This window comes from Secundilactobacillus sp. MJ173 (assembly GCF_059704265.1).
The window spans coordinates 71,133-93,615 of sequence record NZ_BAAKGN010000019.1; the positions used below are offsets into that span (position 1 = coordinate 71,133).

Here is a 22,483-nt window from a genome sequence, read left to right on the forward strand (position 1 = left end):
ATTTAATGTGTCGTCTTGCGACTGACTAACGTGCCGATAATTTGGACAATGGTCACGATAATCAGTAAAACGATGATGCAAGCAAACGTTGCATCCTGTTCATTTTGTTGGAAACCATACTGAATTGCGAAATCGCCAATACCACCACCGCCAACAACACCCACGATGGCAGTCAACCCTATCAAAGAAATAAACGTAATCGTGGTCACCCGCGAGATGTTGGAGATGCTTTCCTTTAGATAGATGGATTTGATGATTTGAAACGTTGACAACCCCATGACCTGTCCTGATTCAATCAGTCCTTGATCTAAATCATTCAACGCTGACTCAATCTGTCTGGAGAAAAATGGTACGATGCCAACAATCAACGGAAAAATGGTCCCTTTTACGCCAATAGCCGTTCCCGAAAGCATCCGGGTCAATGGGATCAAGGCTGCAATCAGAATAATAAACGGAATTGATCGGAACAGATTAATGATTTTATCTAAAATGTTCCAGACAACCGGATTGCTAGCAATGCCATCCTTCTTGGTCACAACCAGCAATACGCCAATGATTAAACTGATTAAAAAGGAAATGATACCGGTAATAATCAGCATTTCAACCGTTTGAACAATCGAATTTTGAAAAATGTTATAATTCAAAGCCACATTTGGAAATAATTTACTAAGCACTCGCCAGCACCTCGGTTCTAACCTGTTTTTCTTTAATGTACGACAGCGCCCCGCTGACGTCAGACTGCTTACCACTCAAAATGATGACTAAACCTCCCAGCGGCTTTCCCCGTAAAATCTTGATGTCACCAACAATAATATTGGCATCAACGTTAAACTTACGAGAAATTGCTGAAATCAACGGTTCAATGGCTTTACTGCTGATGTATGTTACTTTTACCAGCAAATCATTATCATGCAACTTTAACAAATTACTGTTGAGGACCTCATCGGGCAAGTTCAGTTTGGAAGTCGTGGCAATAAACTTTTTGGTCAATGGCGTCTTGGGGTCAACGAAGACGGAATAGACGTCGCCTTGTTCCACGATTTTGCCCTTATCCAGTACCGCCACATCGTCACACAGTTCTTCAATCACCTGCATCTCATGGGTCACCACCACGATGGTAATATCCAGCTGGCGATTAAGCCGTTTCAGCAGCTGGATGATATCTTCAGTGGTCTGGGGATCAAGCGCACTGGTGGCTTCGTCACAAAGCAACACCTTCGGATCATTGACTAAGGCCCGCGCAATGGCCACCCTTTGTTTTTGCCCACCGGAAAGTGTCGACGGGAAGGCATCCGCTTTATCAGGCAGGCCAACGATCTTCAATAGTTCCAATACTTTGTCTTTGATCTGCTGTTGACTTTGCTTACTATACTTGATTGGCAAGGCAACATTTTCAAAAACCGTCCGCGAAGGCATCAGATTAAATTGCTGAAAGATCATGCCCATTTCTTTGCGAGTTTCTCGCAGCTGCTTCTTGGGCATATGGTTGATCTCAATATCTTCAAAGTTGACCTTCCCGGCATCCGGCAATTCAATGCCGTTGATACACCGAATTAAAGTCGATTTCCCAGCACCGCTATAGCCGATGATGCCGAAAATACTGCCCTTGTGAATTTCCAGATTAATGTTCTTTAATACTTGAAGTTTTTCCTTACTGTCCGCTCGCGTAAACTCTTTACTAACGTGATCGAACGTAATGATGTTTTCCTCAGTCATTCATTCCACCTTGATTCATTCATATTTAATTTTGCTTAACCGTTCAACGACTTCTTGTAATACCGCCTTATCGTGGGTCAAACTCAGCCGAATGTAATCACGACCGTTGCTGCCAAACCCAATTCCTGGAGCGACCACGATGTTGGCCTGCTCTAAAATTTGAACGGTAAACTGTTCACCGTCTAATCCTTCTGGAGCTTTCACCCAAACGAAAAAGGTTCCTTTGGGTTCAACCACGTTCCAACCGAGTTGCTTCAACCCACCCACTAAAGTATCGCGTCGTTGTCGATACAACGTTCTGAGTTGTTCAACGGAAGACTGATCAGATTCAAGACCAACGGTTGCCGCATCTTGAACTGCCCCGAAGATCGTACTGTAAACGTGGTCGTGATATTTCTTAATGGCCGCAATCGCTGATTCATTACCAAGCACGTAACCAGCACGCCAACCAGCCATGTTGTAGGTTTTCGAAAAGGTATTCAACTCGATGGCGTAATCCAAAGCTTCAGGTGCTTCCAGAATGCTCACGGGTTTTTCGTCATAGCTGAGAGCCGCATATGCAAAGTCATTAACAGCTAGGATGTGATGTAATTTACAGAATTGAATCACCTTTTCAAAAAATTGACTGGTAGCTTCAGCCCCGGTTGGGTTATTAGGATAATTCAGCAACAATATCTTCGTTTTTTGTAATACCTCATCTGGAATCAACTCCAAATTCGGTAAATAGTCGTTGGCCTCAGTGATTGGTAGCTGGTACAACTTGCCGCCAGCTAACGCAACAGAAGCATCATATTCTGGATAACACGGATCGGTCGTCACCACATAGTCACCAGGATCCAGAAAAACTTGGGGAATCGCTGAAATACCAATGGCTGAACCGTTGAACGTCAAAATCGCTTTGAAGGGGTCTGTAGCAACCCCATAATTTTTTTGGTAGTAGTTGGAAATGGCCTTTAAAAAATTAGTTTTTCCTTCAAAAGGCGTGTACCGGTGATTTTCCAATTTCTCCGATGCCGTTTTTAGTTCGTCAATAATAAATTCTGGGGTTGGCTGGTCAGGATTACCCTTCGCCAGATCGATTAAAGTTGCCTGATCTTCGATGGCATCGATTTTTTTATCAAGGTCGGCGAAAAAGCTTTTGGGTATTTGTCTAACCTTTTGTGAAGGTGTAAATTCCATTTCTTCTCATCTCTCCATTCAATTACTTGAAATTATTCGTTAAAGATCAGTGGTGCGATTTGGCTTAAATATTCGTTATCCGTTTCATCGAAAGTACTGTATTCTGGACTATCTAAATCCAGGACACCCCAAAATTGATCATCCTTGAAAACCGGGACAACGATCTCTGATTTTGAAGCACTATCACAAGCAATGTGACCAGGAAACTCGTGAACATTATCAACGATTTCTGTCCGCTTATTTTTGGCAACTGTGCCGCAAACACCTTTACCAACCGCAATGTGCATACAAGCTGGCTTGCCTTGAAACGGTCCAAGAATCAGTTCGTTATTTTTAAACCGATAATAGGTCGTGCCATTTAAGCTTGGTATCTCATGAAAAAGCAAAGAGACTAAATTACTCATGTTGGCGACAACATCCGTTTCACCTTCCAGCAGACTCTTCGCCTGTTTCACCAACAACTCATAGTTTTCTTGCTTCTTTCCCATATCTCAATTCCTCCTTACAAGTAAACAGAAAAGCAAAAAAGCACCTTCGCCCTTCACCAGATTTAATCTCTGATAAAGGGCGAAAGTGCTTTTCCGCGGTACCACCTCAATTTACATAATTCTCTTGAATTACATACGCTTCAGATACAAAAAGAAAGTCTTCTTATACCCTAACTCTGTAACGGGAGTACCCGGCATTATCTAACGTACGCTCGACAATGAAGACTGTTATTAAGACCATATTCGAACTTAGACTACTACCACCTTCCATCAAACGGTAGCTCTCTAGAAATAGCGTTCAGCTCTACTCATCTTACGTCTACTTGATTTGTTAAATTGATATTGATTATTATACAAATCCAAGCGGTTGTCAACGGTTAGATGAGAATTTAGTGAGTATCGACTAATTAATTGTTAATTTATTAAACATGCTTCATGCCAGTAATATCACTGTCTATTTTGATTGATTCATGATCATAATTAAGAAAAATAGATAGCATTAAAAATAAATGAGCGTTTGGACGTGGCAATAAAATACCGTTTTTCTGAGATATTTAATGCAATCACAGAACGTTGAATGCCTTAAAAAAGAGCACCACCTCAGATCAAAGGTAGCACTCCTTATTTCCATCTATTCTAAAATAGCCTAATCCTGCTTCTTCCGCAGACCACCTAGCCCTAGCAAACTCAACATACCGGCCAACATTAACCCCATCATAGAACCGGTCTGACCATCACGCTCATCCGTTTGAGGTAATTGTTGTGCATCCGTTTTGACCGTTTGACTGCCATTAGATTGCTTATCCATGGCTTGTCCAGTACCCGTAGCCGTGCCGTTGGAAGTGACAGCCTTGATCTCTGGCGTTTCAGTACCATCACCATCAGTTTTTACGCCATCAGCAGGTTGTTCAGTCGCCTCCGGTTCTTCAGTTTCAGGTTCAGTCTCGCCACCAGGCTCAGCGACTGTCGGCTGTTCAGTATCCGTCGTGGGCTGAGTCACATCAGGATTAACTGGTGTAGCCGGACCACCAGTTTCACCAACATCAGCAGCCTTTTTCTTGTAAACCACTTTAATCGTTGTGTCCGTCAACTCTCCCGTAGTCACCGCTGGATAGTTAGCCGCAACTACCTTTAGCGTTGCCTCATAGCCATCGATCACTGGTACTTTAACAGCTTGATAACCGGTCTGTGCCGTGGCCACTTGGTCACCAGTCGCTTCATCTTTGGAGATGTTCCAGATAATCGTTTCAGCAACACTCGGTGCTAACGCGTTGCCTGCTTCATCCGTAAAAGTCACTGTCTGGGTGGTTTGCGCTGTTGAGTGGGTCACGACCTTCTTGTAAATTACGTTAATAGTCGTATCCGTCAACTCTCCTGTTGTAGGTGCTTGGTAGTGGGCTTCAACTACACTTGGCGTTGCCTCGTAGCCTTTAATCACCGGTACTTTGACAGCGCCATAACTAGTCTGTGCCGTGGCCACTTGGTCACCAGTCGCTTCATCCTTAGAGACGTTCCAAGTAATCGTTTCGGCAACACTCGGTGCTAACGCGTTGCCTGCTTCATCCGTAAAAGTCACTGTCTGAGTGGTTTGCGCTGTTGAGTGGACTACGACCTTCTTGTAAATTACATGAACTGTCGTGTCCGTTAACTCTCCCGTAGTCGCTCCTGGGTAATTGGCCGCAACCTCGCTTGGCGTTGCCTCGTAACTTTTAATCTCCGGCACTGTCACAGCATCATAACCGGTCAATGCAATTGCCAATTTGTTACCATTCACATCATCCGTGAAGATATTCCAAGGAATCGTTTTCTCAACACTCGGTGCCATCGTATTGCCAGCTTCATCCGTAAACGTCACTGTCTGAGTGGTTTGCGCTGTTGACTGAGTGATGCGGTGAGTTAAATGCAACTGGTAAACCTGGCTTGCCGCTGAGTCATCATCAAACGTGATGACTTCAGGAATTCCGTTTGCAGCCACCACATAGTTCTGTGGCGTATATTTATCAATCCATACTTGGCTATTATAAGTTGCTGTAAATGATGGATAGCCCGTTAACTCACCAGTTTCCAATACATCACCAGTCACATCATCAACTGCCTGAATCGTCACGATTTGCTTTTCGGGTGCTGCGTAGACATAGGTCACGTCACTCAGCTGATTAATGATGTCAGGATCTACAATCGCAACGTTGCCGTTGATGTGAATCCCAGCCTTAGCCAAGTTCGCTTTGAACCCCTGATAGGCATCTGGGCTTGTGGCAGTTTCATCAATACCATCACTAGCTAACCCATCTAAAGTTGCCTGTGCGAGGTCACTATCAGCATTATTGGCCAAGAATGACCCTAACGTTTCGTAAGCTGCTGGCAGCACAACCTCATCCTTAGTGCCGTCGTTTAAAATCAGATGGGTCACAGTAAAGTCACTATTGAACTTCAAAGTCAGCGTAGTTGGGACACCGTTTTTACCGCTAGTGGACGTCAGTATGATCTTCTCAAGGTTCGTCGTTGGTAACGTAACATCGCTATCCTGATCAGTCGTCACCGTCTGCGTTGGTTCGACTTTAGTTTGATCCGCATCGTCGTAAACGTAATTAGCCGTGGTTTCCGCCGGTACAACTTTATAAACGACATTCAACAAGACCGTTGGTGCGTCTTCAGTCGTCTTACCATTGTCGTCAACCCCTGTACCCAGTGTGCTAATCGGAACTGAGTTATTAGGATTCAATTGCGTTCCATCAACCTTTCCCTCAGCAGGCGCAATTTCATAACCAACATAGCGGTAGTTGACCCCTTCGTAACTAAATGACATATCTAGTGGCACCGCGGAGTCCTCATCAAACAACCCATAAGCAATGGGAATATCCTCATCAGTACGCCAGTCAGTAAACATGAACGGCGTTAGTTCACCTGTTTCAGTGTTTTGAACATAGAGTGCAACGCCGACGTTCACCTGAGGAGTTTTCGGTGGTGTTTCAGACCCTACCTCACCAGTGGTTTTAACATCCGTTTTCGCAGCATCATTAACGAGATCTTTCAGGACTTGTTTCAGGGCTTGTTTCAGGGCTTGATCGTACAGATCCTTTAATTTTTGGTTCGGGTCAGTTACTGGCGTCGTTGTTGCAGTTGCGTCTTTATCGTAAACAAATGTCACTTTAGAAATGTCTGGCGCTAAATTCTCGTTTGCTTCATCAACAGTACCATCCATCCGAATACCCACGCTTCGAAGATTTTCTTGAATGGATGCATTACTAATCGTTTGCAGACCGTCGTTTCCTAACAGCGCTGACAAAAGATGTTGACCAGCGTCGGTATCAGCATTTTTTGACGTGGTAACAGTGGCTTGATCATCATCATCAAACGTTACCGTGAGAGACTCTTTATTAATAGTCGTTGAGTCAACTGGGTCATCAACCGACAAAATAATTTGTGCTGGCTTTCCGGTATTTCCAGTGGCATCGCTACCGTCAGTATAAACATGATCAACTGTAACCGGCATTTTTTTATAGACAACTGTAAACACGTAGTCTCTAACACCCGCGCTATTGATATAAGCATGCAGTTCTCGACCGTCAAGCTTAACTCCGGTCGTGTCATCAGTGGCACTCACAAACTCATACCGACCAGCAGCGTCATCGCTAATTTTTGGCAACCATTCATTAGTATCCTCGCTACCCGTCGCAATGTTTTCATCCATTTGCTCTTTCACCAGAGCAATTTCGTCCTTGAACACAACTAATACATTATCTACTGGGGTACTAAACGTCTGGTCTACAGGGACTTGGTCTTTTATGCTAATGATCATATGACCATCAGGAGTTTCCATATTAATGGTTACTAATCCTTTGTCCGAAATCTCGTCTGCCGCCATCCGCGTAATCATCTGTGCCTGTCCAGTAGTCGCGTAGTTCTGTTCCGCCTGTGCTTTAGTAGCATCCGCCACATCATCACTTGCGGTCCCCAAGTTATAAGTCTGCACGTTATCAACCGCACTGGTGTCGCCCACATCGCTATCATCAGTTGAAGTAGCTTGTTCACCCGTTGCTGCCACTGGCGCTTCATCATCGGTCGTCGGTTCAGGAGTTGATGTCTCAACTGCTTCCGTCGCTCGAACTGTATCCGCTTTCATTTTATCTCCAGAACTCTCAACAGCTGTACTATCAGCAGTAGAGCTAGCCAATGGTACTTCCTGCTGGTTTAGTATATCCCCTGCAGGCGCCGGTTGACTCGTTCGATTGTTCGCCACATCTGTATCGCCAGTACTAGCTTCAGCCTGCGTTGCCCCTGCCCCTAGTAAAACCCCAGCTAAGGCTAAGCTAGAAATACTAGCCGTTATCCACCGCTTGCCAACTTTATACGTAAGATAATGCACTTTGCTCCCCATCTTCACAGCTTGTTGCCGGGTTCGTTCATTCATATTTTATTCCCCCAAAAATTAGTTGCGTCACTTTCCGTCATGATCGTCCTAAAAAACAATTATCGTCTGCCTACAAACATTGCCAAACGGTTCACCATTGAAACATGGCGTTAACCATTTTTCTTATAGGGGTATAGTATCATATTTTAATTTATATGCCTATAAAATATTTTAAAACATTTAGAAATACATCATTTTATTTTGAACAACCAAATATCAATCACCTTCATCAACATTTTCGTTTGACATCTAACTAAATTTTTCGTACGCTTAGTTCAATTAAGAATCGGGGTGCCGCTGTGCTGAGATTACACCCGCTGAACCTGATCTGGTTAATACCAGCGAAGGGAGTTCTCTTGAAACTAATCGTTTGACTATCAAGATATTGTAGACAGACTTGTTATTAAACCAGTTTCAATTGCCCTAACAGCCCCCGATTTTTTAATCGTAGGCTGTTTTATTAATTTTAGGGAGATGATTCTGATTCAACGTCAACTACATTGGCATCTACGAGATGTCATTACCGTCGCCATTGTTTCACTGTTTGTTGGACTAATGTTTGTTGTTTCCGACTGGGTCTACACCTTAGTCTATGCCATTTTAACACCGCTTGGCTTAGGCCAATTTGTCGGTGAGATTCTCTTCGGACTTTGGTGCATGGGCGGTCCAATCGCCTACATGATTGTCCGCTTACCCGGCGCATCACTTCTAAGTGAAATGATTGGTGCGCTGGTTGAGAGTTTTGCGGGTGGCCAATTCGGCATTATTGCACTCGTTGCCGGATTTTTCCAAGGTGTCGGTAGTGAACTAGGTTTCGCTAGTTTCAAGTACCGGCGTTTCGACGTACGGTCACTGACAGTTGCCGCCATCTTTTCAACCATCATTACCTTTGCTTCAGCACTCTTTATCCATGGCTACATTAAATTCTCATTGCCAATGTTAGCCGCTTTATTCCTCACTCGCCTAGTGTCAAACCTCGTCTTTTCAGTTGGGCTGGTGACGTTGATTCACCGACTTTTAAAACGTGCCCACGTCCTAAAAGTCAATCAAGCTTAACGATTAACACAAACATTTAGGGGGAATTTCAGATGACAGCACCACTTTGTAACTTAGACGGTTCCATCGACATTACTGGCTGCAAACTCAGTATCTATCCAATGAGTGACCAGTTTGTTGACATCATTACAACTGCAATCAATCAGCTTAATCAACAAACACTACCAGTCTGGTCCATGACCGACCTATTTAGTACCACTTACCGCGGTAACCAACAAAATGTGATCAATGTGGTCAAGGCAGCAACGCAACTTTCTTACCGTGATAACGTCCATGAAGTATTTGAACTTACTTTTTCCAAGGGTTGTCCCGGTGACGTTGATGCTGACCGTTATTTGAACGCTGAGATCGTTGACGTAGTTGACCCTAAGCAAGTTCAAAATTTTGACGTTCATTGTAAATACTCGTTCTATGCTTTCGGTGATAACGACTACATGGACGAGATTGGCACCATCGTTGATATGGCTAAAGAACAAGGTCTCAACCCCACCAGCATGCATTATGCAACTGAACTCACTGGAACAGTTGATCAACTCTTCAACTACTTTAACGATGCCTTAGCCTACGCACATGACCACATTCGCCACTACGTCCTTGAAGCGACTATTTCAGTGAACAGCCCTTCGTTGAAGTAAAACTGAGACTGCGCACCATATGAATGACATAAAAAAGCGACTTATCGAAGAAAGCCAATTGAAATTCTCGATAAGTCGTTTTTCTTATGCGATAAATGTAGATATCGCCAGGTTTCGTTTCGTCTTCAGCCGTTTTTTTGACTACACTAATGTTACTAACTCTATTCCTCTGCGCGGCTATTCAATTCGTCAACTTCATGGGTAGTGACGATGACGTAATCTTGCTGCAATTTCTCAGACAGCTTGCTCAGTTTACCTTGTGCCTTCTCGATAACTTCTTGGGTATTTTCGCCTGTGACAATATTGTTATTGATGCGAACCAGCCCTTGTGCCAATCCTACGTAGTCTGGTAAATCATTGTACATAAACTCTGAGATATTCAGTAACTGACGTGGTGCACTGAGTAATTCCTGAAATGTCCGTTCGATAAGTCTTAAATCACTATCATAACTAGGAATATATTTGATGACTTCACGACGAATCTGGCGCAGATACTCCAACTGGTGGTAGGCATTACGGACTTCCCGTTTAAAAAAAGTCCGCTCAGAATTATCCAAACCGCTTTTAGTTAATTCTTGATCGCTAATGAATAAGGCTTCGGTCATGCCACTCTCATTAACTTGTTTGGCATATTGACGAAGCTTAACGCGATGCCAGATGTTAATTCCAACGTTCACCAGCACCGTAATGACTATCAATAGTGGCATTACCCCATAAGCGAGGGTGTATAAATCGGTAAAGCCCGTTACCGTATGAAACGTAACAACCATGATCATCAAGGCTAAAATCATTGCTGGTAATACAACGCCCCATAGCCAGCGGGTACTGAAACAAAATTGCAGTGGCACGGCCAGCAACAAATACAGCCCGATCACACTATTGGCACTCTGATGAAAGATCAAGAGGATGGCAAAGGTCGCTAGCGTAATCATGGCGCCAATCCAACGCGTTCGATACTGTAGTAATAACTCCATCTTCGCCCCTCCTACTCGGCTGTCACACCGTTGCTTGACTTGATTTGATTTAATTGTACGTATTTGTCATGGCCACTAAAGCCAATATCAACATCTAAGATATATTCGTTATCTGGATAGACGGTAAAACCAATATCCACTTTTCTGGAATGACCATTTTTAACGTCAATACCATTACTATCCATGGTGAGCAGATGGTGATCCGCCTTTAACAATTTACTAATATGATCACTTTTGCTCAAGATATCCTCACTATTAGGGCCGCTGAACAACTCGTATTCATCGGAGTCAATAGAATGCTCGTCTTCGATGGAAGATGTCAATGAAACAGTGGCGTGAACGATGAGATATTGTTCTAGTTCGTTCGTGTCAGCCGAATCATAGGCTGGATGTGGACTTTTCAACAATTTATAACCGGTAATGGTGACGTGAGTCCCTGAAGACTTTAATGTCAGTGGCTGACCAGTGAATTGGTATGAACGCTGAGCTTGAGCCGTCACTGTAGTGAGCATGAAGGTGCCGATTAAACTAAAGAAGATCATTAATCGTTTCATTTCAATACCTCCAAGTCCTTAGTTTTGACGTGGAAAACAATCGACGTATCGTCGTCTTTAGCCGGAACATTGTATTGATAATAGAAACCTTGATAGAGAAAATCAAAGCTGGCAGACTTGGGTCGCTTAACCACAATATTGAATGGTTTGCGAACCCCTTCTGAATACTCATCACCGTACCAGCCATTGGTATCGAGGATATTCATCACCGGTTTGTTCACCCCGCCAACTTTAATCTTCGTGCCAATAAAATCACGCGCTTCTGAGTAATCATCACTATCAGCTTCGGTTTTATCGCTCCACTTGTGGTAAATCTGAAAGGCATCAGCGGACAAACTAGCATCCTTATGCCTTGGCTGTACACTCAGATTCACAATGAGTACTGGATCACCCTCGTCAGTCTCCGCGGCATAACTATGATGGACCTTAAACTCCAGGTCCCGGCTGCGATAAGTGGTATCATTCTTTAACGCCACTTTTTGATGCGAATCATTGCCCGACACATGACGCGTCTTCACACCCGTGGACTCATAGGCGACAGCATTGCCCACAACCAGCACGGCACCCATGACTAATAGTTGCAATCGCAATCTCTGTTTGCGGGCTTTTTTTCTGGGATGCTTGCCGATTTTCAACTGCGGTTGAGCACCCACAGCACCATTCTTAAAATAATCAACTGTCGTTAAAAAGTTATTCAGTTCGGTTGAATCAAACCACTCACGATTCAGTGAAATTCCGCTGCGTGCTTGTAAGTGTGGCCGCTTTTTCCGGTCGAATTGGAGGGCTCGTTGCCAGTCTAATCGTACGCTGCTACCATTCTTAACGATTTTAAGCCAATCAAATGGCACGTACACTTGCTCCGTCCGAAAATAGTAACGGGTCACCCAAATGCCGGTTTGGTTTTGATTGATCTCGATCAGTTGGTAATCTCGGTCCCGTAAACGATAGTAGCTGACTGCTAATACAGCGAAAAGAATGCACGTAGCAAACCAAAAAGCACCCACCATGAATAGCGGCTGGGCGGCACTGTAACTATTTCGAGCTGCAAACTTGATCACAATCGTACCAAAAATCATGATGCCAATAACGATCCAGCACGCCTCCATCAACGCATTGGTAATCGACTGCGGTTTGAATTTTAATGTGGTCTGCATAGCTATTCCGCCTTTGGCTGCTGCTTGACGGTTTCAACTAACTTGGTTTTTAAATCCGCCTCCATGGTTTGGAGTTGGCTTTCAACTGCCTTTCGCTTAACGCTGCCCTCTTGTTGAATCTTCAGGGTTTCGGTGATTGTATTGATCAAATCATCTTGAGTCTGTTTTAGCGTATCAATGTCCACAACCCCACGTTGGCTGGCTTTGGCCACCTCAACTGCGGATTGCGATAATAGTTTGCTGTTCTTTTTCAGTAAATCATTGGTGGTTTCAGCCACCGCGTTTTGAGCAGCCAAGGCGTCTTTTTGATTGAGCAACGCTAATGCAATCACCACCTGATTTTTCCACAGTGGAATGGCGGTGGTAATCGATGACTGAATCTTTTCAGCCAGTACCGTATTGCTGTTTTGAATTAACCGAATTTGTGGTGCTTGCTGAATCGTAATTGCCCGAGTCAACATCAAATCCATCATCCGTTTTTCCAGCCGATCCTGAGTGGCAGCTAAATCTTGAACTTGCTGGGCTGCCATTTGGTCAGTAGCGGTGCTTTGAAGTTGCTGAATTTGCTTAGCAATTTCATCGTGTTTCATCGATGCACCCACGATAAGTAGGTTGAGTGATTGATAAAATTTAAGATTCTGCTGGTACATGTCGTCCAGTAAATCATTATCCTGCAGCAGTTTGGCCTCTTGCTTACTTAATTGCTGGGCTGACCGGTCAATCTGAACGCTAACTTCTTGATACTTAGCGGTCATTTCAAAAATGGATGCTTTCACCTTTGAGAATAATTTTGCAAACAGTGAGGTATCCGATTGACTCAATTTATCAGGATTCGTTTCGTTCAAACTCGTCACTAACTTCCGTAAACTATCCCCAATTTCGCCTAACTCATTATTTTGAACTTTGACCAGCACTGTATTCGAAAAGCTCGACAACCCTTCTTGCTGGGTTTTACCATAATCCAAGATGGACGATTGTTTGTCTTCACTGATCGTAGCCGCCATATTACTGGCTTCCGTCAGCTCCTCAGGACTCAGCTTTTCCTTAATCGCAGTCGCTAGTGCAACTGGTGTCGCCTCATCAATCTGACTAGTAGGCACAACGTTTTTATCAATATTTGTGACATCCTTCATTTTTGATTCCTCCAAAGTGTGTTAGCAAAAGTTAATACCCCAAAATAACTTAACTTGTGTTTTTGATAGTATAACGTAATTTGTAATTGGGTGCAAAAATCCCTGGAAAATAGAAAGATGTGGGTGTTTTGTGAAGTAAATTGCAAGCAAACCAATAATTGCAACGTCGCCTTAAAATATTTATCCGTCAGATCTATGGCATATCATTGATAATCAAGCTAAAAAATATGGGTCAGTTGATACTAATAAATTTATACATCTAAAGACATCAAAAAACTGACCTGCACTTCCAAAGCTAAAAGCAACTTTGAGGGTTCAAGTCAATTTTCCCCACGCAATAGGTTTCCATTGGAAAAATATCACGTCTAAATTTCTCATTGCAAAGTAATCAGCAATCGCGCTTTTACCTGCGGATCCATCACCATTTCGTGCGCAGATGCCGCTTTACTCAATGGCAATCGTTCGAATTCCGGTGCCTTCAGTACATCCGCATGTGCGATCAACCATTCGCCCGCCTGCGTTAAACTTGCCAGACTAGCATGACTAATGACAAATCCACGCAACTGCTGCTCTGCCATATAAAATTTAGGCAAATTGAAAGTGGCTGCTGGATTTTTAGAGGCAGCAATTAGAATAATCTGACCTCCCACAGCCAGCTGGTCAAGATTAAGTTGAAGCGGTACCCGTCCTGAGGTATCAATGATGGCATCAACCGGTTGGGACAGATGCTGCTCCCAACCAGCAGCATAATCGATCACTTTGACACCTAAAGCAGTCAGTGTTGAAAAATCACGTGGATTAGCCGTTGTGATTACGTGAAGACCGGCTATTTTTGCGCATTGAATTAGCAGGCGCCCAACATGACCAGCGCCGCCTTCAATCAACAACGTCTGATCAGGTTTAAGTTTCAGAAGCTGGGTCACAATTATGGCTGCGGTCGCACCAGGATGAACCAGTGCCAACCAACTACTTGGGTCACCTGCCGGCATTGGAAATAGCCGGGTTTCTGGAATAGCGGCAAACTGAGCCGTAATTCCTTGCCGGCCACCATAACCCATACTGTTCGTCCATACACGATCACCAACGTGAAAAGCGTGAACTTCCTTACCCACTTTCACAACGGTTCCCCTTGCGTCCCGTCCAATCACTTGCTGTGGCTTGAGTGGTGTCTGAAAAGTGCCGGAACGGACGTAAGCATCAACCCGATCCACCGCTGCTTCCTGAATCTTCACCAGAACATCAATTGGACCGATTGTCGGCACAGGTAGCTGACCCACTTGAATTTGATTCACACCACCCGGATGTGTAAAATAGGCTGCTTTCATCATTTGACCCTCATTCATAACCCTTCGCCTCGCTTGAATTCTTACTAATTTTCGCTTTTTTCAGCTTATTCTATTGTACTGGCTAGAATGCGTAAACGTAAGACCAATTTTTTCACGTATACAGGACTATATTGGGAGGCCTTACTTACATAGTTGTAGCAAAAAAGCCGACCCTCTCAGGTCAGCTCTGTAGAAACACACTACCCCAAACTAAAGCATCACACAAAATTCCGCATATACGTCACCGAATGCCGAATCGCCGTATCCACCTGGGTGGCATCCGCCTCAAACGCTTTGTCTTCGATTTCAATGCTGGTGTTACCCACGTAGCCAACATCACTCAAGGCTGACACAAACCGGCCCCAGTCAATGTCACCGTAACCGGGTAACTTGGGAACCATATACGACAGTGGTGTTGCCATGGTGCCAACCTCAGCCAATCGTTCGGGTAGTAACTTAATGTCCTTAAAATGCACCAAGAACAACTTATCCCGAAACTCATAGATGGGTTTGAGATAATCTAACATCTGCCAGACGAAGTGTGACGGGTCATAATTCACGCCAAAGTTATCGTAATCCAAGATGTCAAACACCTGCCGCCAAACTGCCGGTGAAGTCATGATGTTTTGACCACCAGGCCATTCATCATCGGTAAACAGCATCGGACAATTTTCAATGCCGATTCGAATACCACGATCTCTGGCATACTCGATGATTGGCGGCCAAACCTCAGCTACTAATTCGAGATTCTCCGCCACAGTCCGGTACTGGTCACGCCCCAGAAAAGTGGTGACTAGCGGTACGCCCATCATCTGAGCAGCGTCGATCACCCGGTAAAGATGGGTAATCGCAGTTTCGGCAATATTACTGTCTGCTGATAGCGGATTGGGGTAATATCCCAACGCTGAAATCTCAACGTGCCGGTCAGCCGCATACGCCCGCATCTCCTCCGCCCGCGCCGGTGTTAACCGTTCCGCGTCAACGTGAGAAACACCCGCATAGCGACGGGCACCGTCACCCTTGGGCCAAGCTGCCAATTCCACACAGCCTAACCCGCGTGCAGCCACGTAGTCGATCACTTCTTCGTACGACATGTCCGCCAAAATGGCACTTAACAACCCTAATTTCATCATGACCCCACCTAACTTTCTTCCTTAGATACGGACCGCTGGATCAGCAGTGCACCAATGATGATGATACCCTTAATGGCGCCCACCAGAAACGATGGCACTCCCAGTAGGTTCATTAAATTATTAATGATACCAAGGGTCAGGGTGCCGAATACCGTTCCCAAAATCGTTCCGCGGCCGCCCGCCATGGAGGTACCGCCAATCACAACGGCAGCAATGGCATCCATTTCGTAGCCACTTCCGGAAGACGCCGAGTTCATACTGCCTAACCGCGATGCCTCAATAATCGACGCCAGCGCCACCAGCACACCTGATAACGCGTACACCGCTAACAAGACTCGGTTCACGTTAATTGTGGACAGAAAGCTAGCACGCTCGTTACTACCAATGGCGTAAACGTGACGTCCAAACGCTGTCCGTCGCGCAATCACACTAATGAGAATGCAAAGCGCAAACCAGTAAATCATCGGCATTGGAATGATACCAAATAACTTGGTGTTGGCAATCGCAGTAAAGGCACTAGCCGATCGACCGGTTGCCAATATCCCACCACCATCAAAGTAGTATTCAGAAACTGACCGGTAGATCTGCATGGTACCCAACGTCACAATGAAGGCTGGCACCCCAAACTTTGAAATCAGACCGCCAGTGATGGCACCGAACACTAGTCCCGCAAACACTGCAGCGACGATGGCTAAAAAGATGCTCTGAGTGGCATTTAAAATCGTCATGGCAATTAGGCCAGTGGCGGCCATCTGAGAACCAACGGCCAAGTCGATACCTGCCGTAATGATGACCAAGGTCATACCCAAAGCGATGATTCCGATGATCGAGTTATTCATTAAGATGTTCATGATGTTGCTGACACTTAAGAAGATCGACCCCTTCAGGAGCACAGCCACGATGAACAGGATCAGAAAGGCGAAAATGGCGCTATAGTCCGCGATCAATCCCTTCAGACTGCGATGCTTGTGTTTAGATGCTGAAGTTTCCTGCGTATTTGTCATAAACTCACCTTCCTAATCTAATTGTCCGCCAGTTGCTACCAGCATAATGTCGCGTTCGTTAATGGCGTTGTGGGGAAGTTCCGCCCGAATCTCGCCATGAGTCATGACGTAGACGCGGTCACAAAGTTGTTGAATCTCACCGATCTCACTGGTGAGGATCACGAAACTGATTCCCGTTTTAGCAAGATCCATAATTTGATGGTAAATCTCGGCTTTGGCGCCCACGTCAACTCCTTGGGTGGGATTATCTAAAATCACCACTTTGGGGTTCGTGCAGAGGGCCTTTGCTAACAGAACCTTTTGCTGATTGCCACCAGATAACGAGCCAATCACATCCTTAACGTCCGCCACTTTAATGTTGATCTGCTTCACGTAACGCTGCACGGTAGCCGTGAGCTGGCCACGCTGGATCAGCCCACCGCGAGATAGCCGCCCCAGTATCGGTAACGCCATGTTTTCTTCAATATTAAGATCCGGCACGATGCCGTTTTCTTTGCGGTTCTTCGGCAAATAAGCGATACCGTACCGTTTGATATCCGCGGTGGTCCTGATGCGAACTGGTCGCTCATTGACCAATACCTGTCCCGCATCAAAGGCGGTTGCACCCACAACAGCACTGAAAAGCTCACTTCGACCATCACCCAGCAAACCGGTCACGCCAATAATCTCACCGGCATGAACCACAAGATCAACGTTTTGAAATTCACGCGCCTTCGTTAATCCTTTCAACGTCAAAACTGGCTTTCCCAGCGGTCGGGGCTGGTAAATTTCACTATTAGCCAGTTCTTTGCCCACCATCTGATTACTTAACTGGACCTCTGTGAGTTCTGACGTCACTGGACCCGAGCTCACAACGACCCCATCTCTCATAATCGTATAGGTGTCACAAATTTCCAGAACTTCATTGAGCTTATGCGAGATAAAAATCAAGCTAACTCCTTGATCTCGCAACGTGCGCATCATTTTAAACACATCATTGATCTCGACATCCGTTAATGAGGTGGTGGGCTCGTCCATAATGATCACCTTGGCGTCACGCATCAGTGCTCGCACGATTTCGGTAATCTGCTTATATGACGGATTCAGGTCACCTACCATAGTGGTCACGTCTAGCTTGATGCCAATCTGATCTACAAACGATTGAGCCGTCTCAATCATTTCCCGCCGACGTAATAACCCATAATGCTTGAGTTCGTGGCCTAAATACAAGTTTTCATACACACTCAAATCATTGACCAACGAGAGTTCTTGATGGATAAAGGCAATTTGTTGCTGGCTGGCCGGTGTCGCGGGTGCGCCATCGATCTCAATGTCGCCGTGATCCTTGGTATACACGCCGGTGAGAATGTTCATCAGGGTCGTTTTTCCCGTCCCGTTCTCACCTAATAAGGCGTGAATCGACCCTGTTGCCAAGGTAAAATCAACCCGTTTCAGCACGGCGTTGGCCCCAAAGGCTTTTTCAATTTGACGCATCTTCACGACATCAGTCATCCGTATCACCGACCTTTAGTATGGCGATTTAGCGTCCAAGAACTTAGAAACGTTATCCTTCGTAACGATGGTTGGGGCAATGATGGTATCCTTCTTGATGTCCTTGCCGTTCATCGCTTGGTTTGCCAACTTGATGGCATCGCCAATCATGGCTGGTGAGTAAGTTGCCGTAAACTTAGTAATGTCACCACCCGCTTTAATTTGTTTGAAGTAGGCTTGGTCCCCACCGGCACCAGAGATGATCTTGATGTCAGTACGTTTAGCATCCTTCACGGCTTGTAAGATCCCAATTGACGATTCATCATCGATTGAGAAGATACCATCAACTTGCTTGTTAGATTGCAGCATATCAGTTGCCGCCTTCAAGCCCTTTTCCTGCGTAAAGTCGTCAGCCGTCATATTAACCAACTTAATGTCTGGGTAGCTGGCTTTCATGACTTTCTTAAAACCGGCAGTCCGTTCAGCACTCACAGAACCAGAACTAGGCACGTTTAAGACTGCAACGGTCCCCTTTCCGTTCAATTCGTCACCAATTTTTTTAGCTGATAATTGCCCAATTTGAGGGTTGGAACCCGCCACGTAGCCGGTGTACTTGGCATCCACTTTCCGGTCAAAGACAACCAGTGGAATCTTGGCATTGACAATCTTCTTCGCCGCAACGGACACTTCGTCAGTTTGTGGCTGGAGGACGATAGCACCCACTTTTTGGGAGATCATATCGTCGATTTGTGAAGCCTGTTCGTTAACGGAAGATGAAGTAACAATTTTATACTTTTTCAGTCCTAATTTCTTAACTTCCTGTTGTGCGTAGTAGTTCACGCCAGCTTCCCACCCGTGGTCGGAACTAGGAATTACGACGGCGAGGGTCTTGCTACTAGTAGTGGTTGATGAGTCACTGGATTTTTTCTCTGATGACGAACTGCTACACCCGGCCAGACCGATCATCGTGGCTGCAAGTGCGGTAACACCAAGTATCTTAACGAGTAATCCTTTTTTCATTTCTATTCACCCCTGAAGTTGAATTGGTTTTTGTTGGGCATCGCTGACGACACAAGCGTCAACCAGCCGCATTAAGTAATCTGCTTCTGAAAAATCAACGTAACCGGCACTAGGCTTGCCGTTCACGTCATCATAAAAGGCCTGGATACCAGCAGTAAAGGCGTCCTTCCACCCCACCGCGTGGCCGTTTGGGAGTTCCGCATCTACTGCGGCTTGACCATGTAAATACTGACTGGCAGCGTATAGTTCTTCGTTGCCCTGATCTCGGTGACCGATCCACAAGCGATCTGGTCGTTCCTGATACCATTCCAGCGCCTGTTTTTGACCTTCAACCAGAACGTGAAGGTCATTCTTTTTGCCGGCGGTCACCTGTGACACCCGAATCAAGCCGGATAGGCCGTCTTCAAAGGTCACGAAGATGATAGCGGCATCTTCATTTGACACCGGCACTTCCTGGCCATCCCGAAAGCGAGTCGCATATTCCTGGAGTCGTTTAACCTCTACACTGACGATGTGCTGGCCCAGAATGTACTGCAACGTATCAAAACAGTGAGAACCAATGTCGGCAATTGCACGGGTTGGCCCGCCAATCTCGGCGTCCACCCGCCAATCGTAGTCAGTTTGTTTCAATAACCAGTCCTGCAGGTATTCGGTATTGACGAACCAAGGTCGCCCAATCGAACCATCAGCAACCAGTTCGCGCATCTCTTCCACCATCAGATTATGCCGGTAATTGAAGTTAACGCCTCCTTTGAGTCCGCTTTCTGCCAGTTGTTGTACTAAAATCGCCGACTGTTCAGCGTTGCTGGTAAACGGCTTTTCACAGTAGACGTTCACACCAGCCGAAATCAGTTGCTGATTGATAGCAAAGTGGAAACTACTCGGTGTGCAGTTGTGAACGACTTGCAAGTTTGGCTCCTGTGCCAACATGTCCTCAACTGTTGTGTAGTACCGGGGGATCTCCATTGCTTGACTGAGCTGTTTGGCAACTGCTTCATTAGGCTCACACACCGCAACCAAGCGCGCCCCCGGAACCCGCCGAATCGCCTCGATGTGTTGCTTACCAATGAAGCCAGTCCCAATGACCGCAACATCCATGCCGTGACCTCCTTCTAAAACAATGTGTAATCGCTTACAAGCAAAGAATACGATTATTACACGTGATAGTCAACGTAATTTTTGCAAAATATACTGTAATATTTACAGTATGACGTTATATATCACTCGTTTTTAAGAAAATCCGTGCTATAATGAGTGACAAATGAGAAAGAAGGGATCTCGATGAGTCGTAAACGAAAGCTAGCCTCATTATCAGACATCGCTACAGCCTCCGGTTATTCAATCGCCACGGTCTCGCGGGCAATCAACCATCGTGGCAACGTCAGCCCAGTGGCACAGCGAACAATCGATGCGTTGGTAGCGGAATTGGGCTATCACACCACTAACACCCGTCAGCCAGCAAAGAGCACCACCGTCGCCGTTTTGATTCCGAATCTATCTAATCCCTTCAACTCATCGGTATTAGAGGGGATCCGAAACGCTGCTACCGCTCATGACCTCAACGTTGCTCTGCTGGTAGTCAAGGAAATTGACACTGATATTGATTACTACCTGAATATGCTGAAGGACGCGAACTACTGTGGCGTCATCGCCCTAGCCGCTCTCCCTGATAATCAAACCGCCTACCAACTCAACCACGAGATTCCACTAGTGATGTGCTCTGAATATCTGGAAGGGACCGAGATGTCCTACGTTGGCATTGATGACGACATTGCGGCACAAAAGGCCACCGATTACCTCACAAGAATTGGGCGCCGCCACATTGCGCTGATCAACGCCACCACGAATCACAAGTACGCTCGCCAACGAGAAGCCGGCTATAAACAAGCATTACGTCGCGCGCAATTACCCTTTGATGCGGACTTGATCCTGCACATCAACAGTATCCGCTATAACCTGGCACTCTCTAAAGTCACCGACTTGCTCCGAACTCGAGCCGAAATCGATGCCATTTTCGCAACCTCAGATATTTTTGCCATCGCCGCCTTGGAGACGGCTCGCCATTTAGGTCGCAAGGTCCCCGATGACCTTTCAGTCGTGGGGTTTGATAATACCTTCTTAGCAACGGTGGTCTCCCCCAAGCTCACCACCATTAAGCAACCCGCCTACGAAATTGGTCACGAGGCCTGCGAGATTCTGCAGGAAAAGATTGCCCGTAAGAACGCACCGGAACGGCATGAGGTGTTGGAGGCGTCGTTGTTGGTGAGGGAAAGTACGTAGGGCGTTTGGGTGGTAAAATGGACTAAAGCTTTTCGCTAATAAAGGAGTTCGATCGCATGATTAATTTAATTTTCAAAAATGACCAATACCTGAATCGTGACGGCCAATTCACCGAAGATATTGAACAGGCCCGCATTATTAAGAGCCGTAAGATTGCTAATCAAGTGGCCGCTGAATACGATGCCGAAGTCACCAGCTATTACTGGAAGCCAGACCGGGAGAATCCGTGGTTAGAGGATATGGAAGATGAATAAGATGTAGTTGGCCGGCTCAACCGCAATCTTGAAAGGTTATACAAAAAGCGCCTATTCGTAATGGATAGACGTTTTTTATGGATCAACCAAGAGTAAAATAGCACCCCTTGTGATGGAGTGCTATTTTACTTGGTCGTGATTATAGTGTTCAATTTACCAATCCGTTTAATCATACATCAATGGCACAAGATACTTGTCAACGAACGCGTCAACTACCTCATCACTGGGATTGTTTTCATCATCAACTTCGGGATGATATTTGATTAATGAATCATCGACGTTGAATAGTCGCTGCTGTCCCTTTACTGGAAACGGTTCAATGGTACGCAGCCGGTCAAGCTGCCATGCATACTGATGATCATCCAACTTATTAACGTCCTTAAGTCGTACCACCACAATGGCGTGGCCTGGGATGGTTCCAGGTATCTTATAGGCCGTGGCACAGATTAACAAGTCACCGCGATACTTCGTCGGCCAACTGCGATACTCGATGGTTTTATCACCTACAAGCACGTCCAAAGCATAGTCTGGCCTAAGTGATAGCGCTTTCATAGTTTCGCCTCATTTCATCACAAAATTTATATCGTCATCATGACATAAAGTTTGCGGTATATCAATGTTTTCACGTGATTTTTTGTTTGAAAAAACTTACGTCCCTAATGTTAGTATATTTTCTATCACTTTTTAATTTAACCAA

At 45.4% G+C, this 22,483-nt stretch carries 20 protein-coding genes, 1 riboswitch and 1 other annotated feature; of the genes, 4 read left to right on the forward strand and 16 right to left on the reverse strand.

The annotated features are described in order from the left end of the window. Nucleotides 1-2: 2 nt before the first annotated feature. From AC6H04_RS02650 to AC6H04_RS02670, 5 genes are all read right to left on the reverse strand, one after another. Nucleotides 3-674: a methionine ABC transporter permease gene (locus AC6H04_RS02650; RefSeq protein WP_497570231.1), complete on the reverse strand. Its 672-nt coding sequence runs from the start codon at nucleotides 672-674 to the stop codon at nucleotides 3-5. After that, nucleotides 667-1,716 (reverse strand): methionine ABC transporter ATP-binding protein, encoded by a 1,050-nt coding sequence (locus AC6H04_RS02655; protein WP_497570232.1) that lies wholly within the window; start codon nucleotides 1,714-1,716, stop codon nucleotides 667-669. The genes AC6H04_RS02650 and AC6H04_RS02655 overlap by 8 nt, the downstream gene beginning before the upstream one ends. Nucleotides 1,717-1,731: 15 nt before the next feature. Further along, nucleotides 1,732-2,895 carry an aminotransferase class I/II-fold pyridoxal phosphate-dependent enzyme gene (locus AC6H04_RS02660; RefSeq protein WP_497570233.1) on the reverse strand — a complete coding sequence of 388 codons (1,164 nt, stop codon included), beginning with the start codon at nucleotides 2,893-2,895 and terminating at the stop codon, nucleotides 1,732-1,734. Between the two features lie 32 nt (nucleotides 2,896-2,927). Beyond that, nucleotides 2,928-3,383 carry a GAF domain-containing protein gene (locus AC6H04_RS02665; RefSeq protein WP_497570234.1) on the reverse strand — a complete coding sequence of 152 codons (456 nt, stop codon included), beginning with the start codon at nucleotides 3,381-3,383 and terminating at the stop codon, nucleotides 2,928-2,930. Between the two features lie 72 nt (nucleotides 3,384-3,455). Then, nucleotides 3,456-3,712: a binding site (T-box leader), on the reverse strand. A gap of 317 nt (nucleotides 3,713-4,029) precedes the next feature. Then, nucleotides 4,030-7,794, reverse strand: coding sequence for a mucin-binding protein (locus AC6H04_RS02670; RefSeq protein ID WP_497570235.1), 3,765 nt, complete (start codon nucleotides 7,792-7,794; stop codon nucleotides 4,030-4,032). 277 nt (nucleotides 7,795-8,071) lie between these two features. Then, nucleotides 8,072-8,161, forward strand: a riboswitch (TPP riboswitch). Between the two features lie 107 nt (nucleotides 8,162-8,268). On the opposite strand from AC6H04_RS02670, the gene AC6H04_RS02675 reads away from it, so the two are divergent. Together AC6H04_RS02675 and AC6H04_RS02680 are read left to right on the forward strand one after the other, a co-directional pair. Next, nucleotides 8,269-8,850 carry an ECF transporter S component gene (locus tag AC6H04_RS02675; protein ID WP_497570236.1) on the forward strand — a complete coding sequence of 194 codons (582 nt, stop codon included), beginning with the start codon at nucleotides 8,269-8,271 and terminating at the stop codon, nucleotides 8,848-8,850. A gap of 32 nt (nucleotides 8,851-8,882) precedes the next feature. Next, nucleotides 8,883-9,485, forward strand: coding sequence for a YkoF family thiamine/hydroxymethylpyrimidine-binding protein (locus AC6H04_RS02680; protein ID WP_497570237.1), 603 nt, complete (start codon nucleotides 8,883-8,885; stop codon nucleotides 9,483-9,485). A 161-nt stretch (nucleotides 9,486-9,646) separates the two neighbouring features. On the opposite strand, the gene AC6H04_RS02685 is transcribed toward AC6H04_RS02680, so the two are convergent. The 10 genes from AC6H04_RS02685 to AC6H04_RS02730 all read right to left on the reverse strand — a co-directional run bounded on the left by AC6H04_RS02685 (nucleotide 9,647) and on the right by AC6H04_RS02730 (nucleotide 20,350). Next, the gene (locus AC6H04_RS02685; RefSeq protein ID WP_497570238.1) at nucleotides 9,647-10,459 is read right to left on the reverse strand and encodes a 5-bromo-4-chloroindolyl phosphate hydrolysis family protein; all 813 of its coding nucleotides are present in this window, start codon (nucleotides 10,457-10,459) and stop codon (nucleotides 9,647-9,649) included. A gap of 11 nt (nucleotides 10,460-10,470) precedes the next feature. Beyond that, entirely contained in the window at nucleotides 10,471-11,013 is a 543-nt protein-coding gene (locus AC6H04_RS02690; RefSeq protein WP_497570239.1) for a hypothetical protein, read from the reverse strand. Next, complete coding sequence (locus AC6H04_RS02695; RefSeq protein ID WP_497570240.1) at nucleotides 11,010-12,167, reverse strand: hypothetical protein; 1,158 nt, start codon at nucleotides 12,165-12,167, stop codon at nucleotides 11,010-11,012. Before AC6H04_RS02695 ends, AC6H04_RS02690 begins: the two co-directional genes overlap by 4 nt. A 2-nt stretch (nucleotides 12,168-12,169) precedes the next feature. After that, nucleotides 12,170-13,300 (reverse strand): toxic anion resistance protein, encoded by a 1,131-nt coding sequence (locus tag AC6H04_RS02700; RefSeq protein ID WP_497570241.1) that lies wholly within the window; start codon nucleotides 13,298-13,300, stop codon nucleotides 12,170-12,172. Nucleotides 13,301-13,674: 374 nt separating this feature from the next. Beyond that, nucleotides 13,675-14,643 carry an alcohol dehydrogenase catalytic domain-containing protein gene (locus AC6H04_RS02705; RefSeq protein ID WP_497570242.1) on the reverse strand — a complete coding sequence of 323 codons (969 nt, stop codon included), beginning with the start codon at nucleotides 14,641-14,643 and terminating at the stop codon, nucleotides 13,675-13,677. Between the two features lie 200 nt (nucleotides 14,644-14,843). Continuing rightward, the gene (locus tag AC6H04_RS02710) at nucleotides 14,844-15,755 is read right to left on the reverse strand and encodes a sugar phosphate isomerase/epimerase family protein (RefSeq protein WP_497570243.1); all 912 of its coding nucleotides are present in this window, start codon (nucleotides 15,753-15,755) and stop codon (nucleotides 14,844-14,846) included. A gap of 11 nt (nucleotides 15,756-15,766) precedes the next feature. Further along, nucleotides 15,767-16,762, reverse strand: a complete 996-nt coding sequence (locus AC6H04_RS02715) for an ABC transporter permease (RefSeq protein ID WP_497570244.1) — start codon at nucleotides 16,760-16,762, stop codon at nucleotides 15,767-15,769. Between the two features lie 12 nt (nucleotides 16,763-16,774). Then, nucleotides 16,775-18,253, reverse strand: coding sequence for a sugar ABC transporter ATP-binding protein (locus AC6H04_RS02720; protein ID WP_497570245.1), 1,479 nt, complete (start codon nucleotides 18,251-18,253; stop codon nucleotides 16,775-16,777). Between the two features lie 15 nt (nucleotides 18,254-18,268). Next, entirely contained in the window at nucleotides 18,269-19,252 is a 984-nt protein-coding gene (locus AC6H04_RS02725; protein ID WP_497570246.1) for an ABC transporter substrate-binding protein, read from the reverse strand. Nucleotides 19,253-19,258: 6 nt separating this feature from the next. Further along, nucleotides 19,259-20,350 (reverse strand): Gfo/Idh/MocA family protein, encoded by a 1,092-nt coding sequence (locus tag AC6H04_RS02730; protein WP_497570247.1) that lies wholly within the window; start codon nucleotides 20,348-20,350, stop codon nucleotides 19,259-19,261. A gap of 183 nt (nucleotides 20,351-20,533) precedes the next feature. Between AC6H04_RS02730 and AC6H04_RS02735 the strand changes: the two genes are divergently transcribed. Further along, a complete protein-coding gene (locus AC6H04_RS02735) occupies nucleotides 20,534-21,532 on the forward strand; it encodes a LacI family DNA-binding transcriptional regulator (RefSeq protein WP_497570248.1) in 999 nt (332 codons plus the stop codon). A gap of 56 nt (nucleotides 21,533-21,588) precedes the next feature. Continuing rightward, nucleotides 21,589-21,786, forward strand: coding sequence for a hypothetical protein (locus tag AC6H04_RS02740; RefSeq protein ID WP_098826109.1), 198 nt, complete (start codon nucleotides 21,589-21,591; stop codon nucleotides 21,784-21,786). Nucleotides 21,787-21,951: 165 nt separating this feature from the next. On the opposite strand, the gene AC6H04_RS02745 is transcribed toward AC6H04_RS02740, so the two are convergent. Continuing rightward, nucleotides 21,952-22,338, reverse strand: a complete 387-nt coding sequence (locus AC6H04_RS02745) for an ASCH domain-containing protein (protein WP_497570249.1) — start codon at nucleotides 22,336-22,338, stop codon at nucleotides 21,952-21,954. Nucleotides 22,339-22,483: the final 145 nt, after the last annotated feature.

Bases quoted from the DNA above. Each gene is read 5' to 3' on its own strand.
- AC6H04_RS02665 (WP_497570234.1), bottom strand. From the start codon at position 3,383: ATGGGAAAGAAGCAAGAAAACTATGAGTTGTTGGTGAAACAGGCGAAG.
- AC6H04_RS02730 (WP_497570247.1), bottom strand. From the start codon at position 20,350: ATGGATGTTGCGGTCATTGGGACTGGCTTCATTGGTAAGCAACACATC.
- AC6H04_RS02655 (WP_497570232.1), bottom strand. From the start codon at position 1,716: ATGACTGAGGAAAACATCATTACGTTCGATCACGTTAGTAAAGAGTTT.
- AC6H04_RS02690 (WP_497570239.1), bottom strand. From the start codon at position 11,013: ATGAAACGATTAATGATCTTCTTTAGTTTAATCGGCACCTTCATGCTC.
- AC6H04_RS02715 (WP_497570244.1), bottom strand. From the start codon at position 16,762: ATGACAAATACGCAGGAAACTTCAGCATCTAAACACAAGCATCGCAGT.
- AC6H04_RS02710 (WP_497570243.1), bottom strand. From the start codon at position 15,755: ATGAAATTAGGGTTGTTAAGTGCCATTTTGGCGGACATGTCGTACGAA.
- AC6H04_RS02735 (WP_497570248.1), top strand. From the start codon at position 20,534: ATGAGTCGTAAACGAAAGCTAGCCTCATTATCAGACATCGCTACAGCC.
- AC6H04_RS02685 (WP_497570238.1), bottom strand. From the start codon at position 10,459: ATGGAGTTATTACTACAGTATCGAACGCGTTGGATTGGCGCCATGATT.
- AC6H04_RS02705 (WP_497570242.1), bottom strand. From the start codon at position 14,643: ATGAATGAGGGTCAAATGATGAAAGCAGCCTATTTTACACATCCGGGT.
- AC6H04_RS02740 (WP_098826109.1), top strand. From the start codon at position 21,589: ATGATTAATTTAATTTTCAAAAATGACCAATACCTGAATCGTGACGGC.
- AC6H04_RS02680 (WP_497570237.1), top strand. From the start codon at position 8,883: ATGACAGCACCACTTTGTAACTTAGACGGTTCCATCGACATTACTGGC.
- AC6H04_RS02695 (WP_497570240.1), bottom strand. From the start codon at position 12,167: ATGCAGACCACATTAAAATTCAAACCGCAGTCGATTACCAATGCGTTG.
- AC6H04_RS02675 (WP_497570236.1), top strand. From the start codon at position 8,269: ATGATTCTGATTCAACGTCAACTACATTGGCATCTACGAGATGTCATT.
- AC6H04_RS02670 (WP_497570235.1), bottom strand. From the start codon at position 7,794: ATGAATGAACGAACCCGGCAACAAGCTGTGAAGATGGGGAGCAAAGTG.
- AC6H04_RS02700 (WP_497570241.1), bottom strand. From the start codon at position 13,300: ATGAAGGATGTCACAAATATTGATAAAAACGTTGTGCCTACTAGTCAG.
- AC6H04_RS02745 (WP_497570249.1), bottom strand. From the start codon at position 22,338: ATGAAAGCGCTATCACTTAGGCCAGACTATGCTTTGGACGTGCTTGTA.
- AC6H04_RS02660 (WP_497570233.1), bottom strand. From the start codon at position 2,895: ATGGAATTTACACCTTCACAAAAGGTTAGACAAATACCCAAAAGCTTT.
- AC6H04_RS02720 (WP_497570245.1), bottom strand. From the start codon at position 18,253: ATGACTGATGTCGTGAAGATGCGTCAAATTGAAAAAGCCTTTGGGGCC.
- AC6H04_RS02725 (WP_497570246.1), bottom strand. From the start codon at position 19,252: ATGAAAAAAGGATTACTCGTTAAGATACTTGGTGTTACCGCACTTGCA.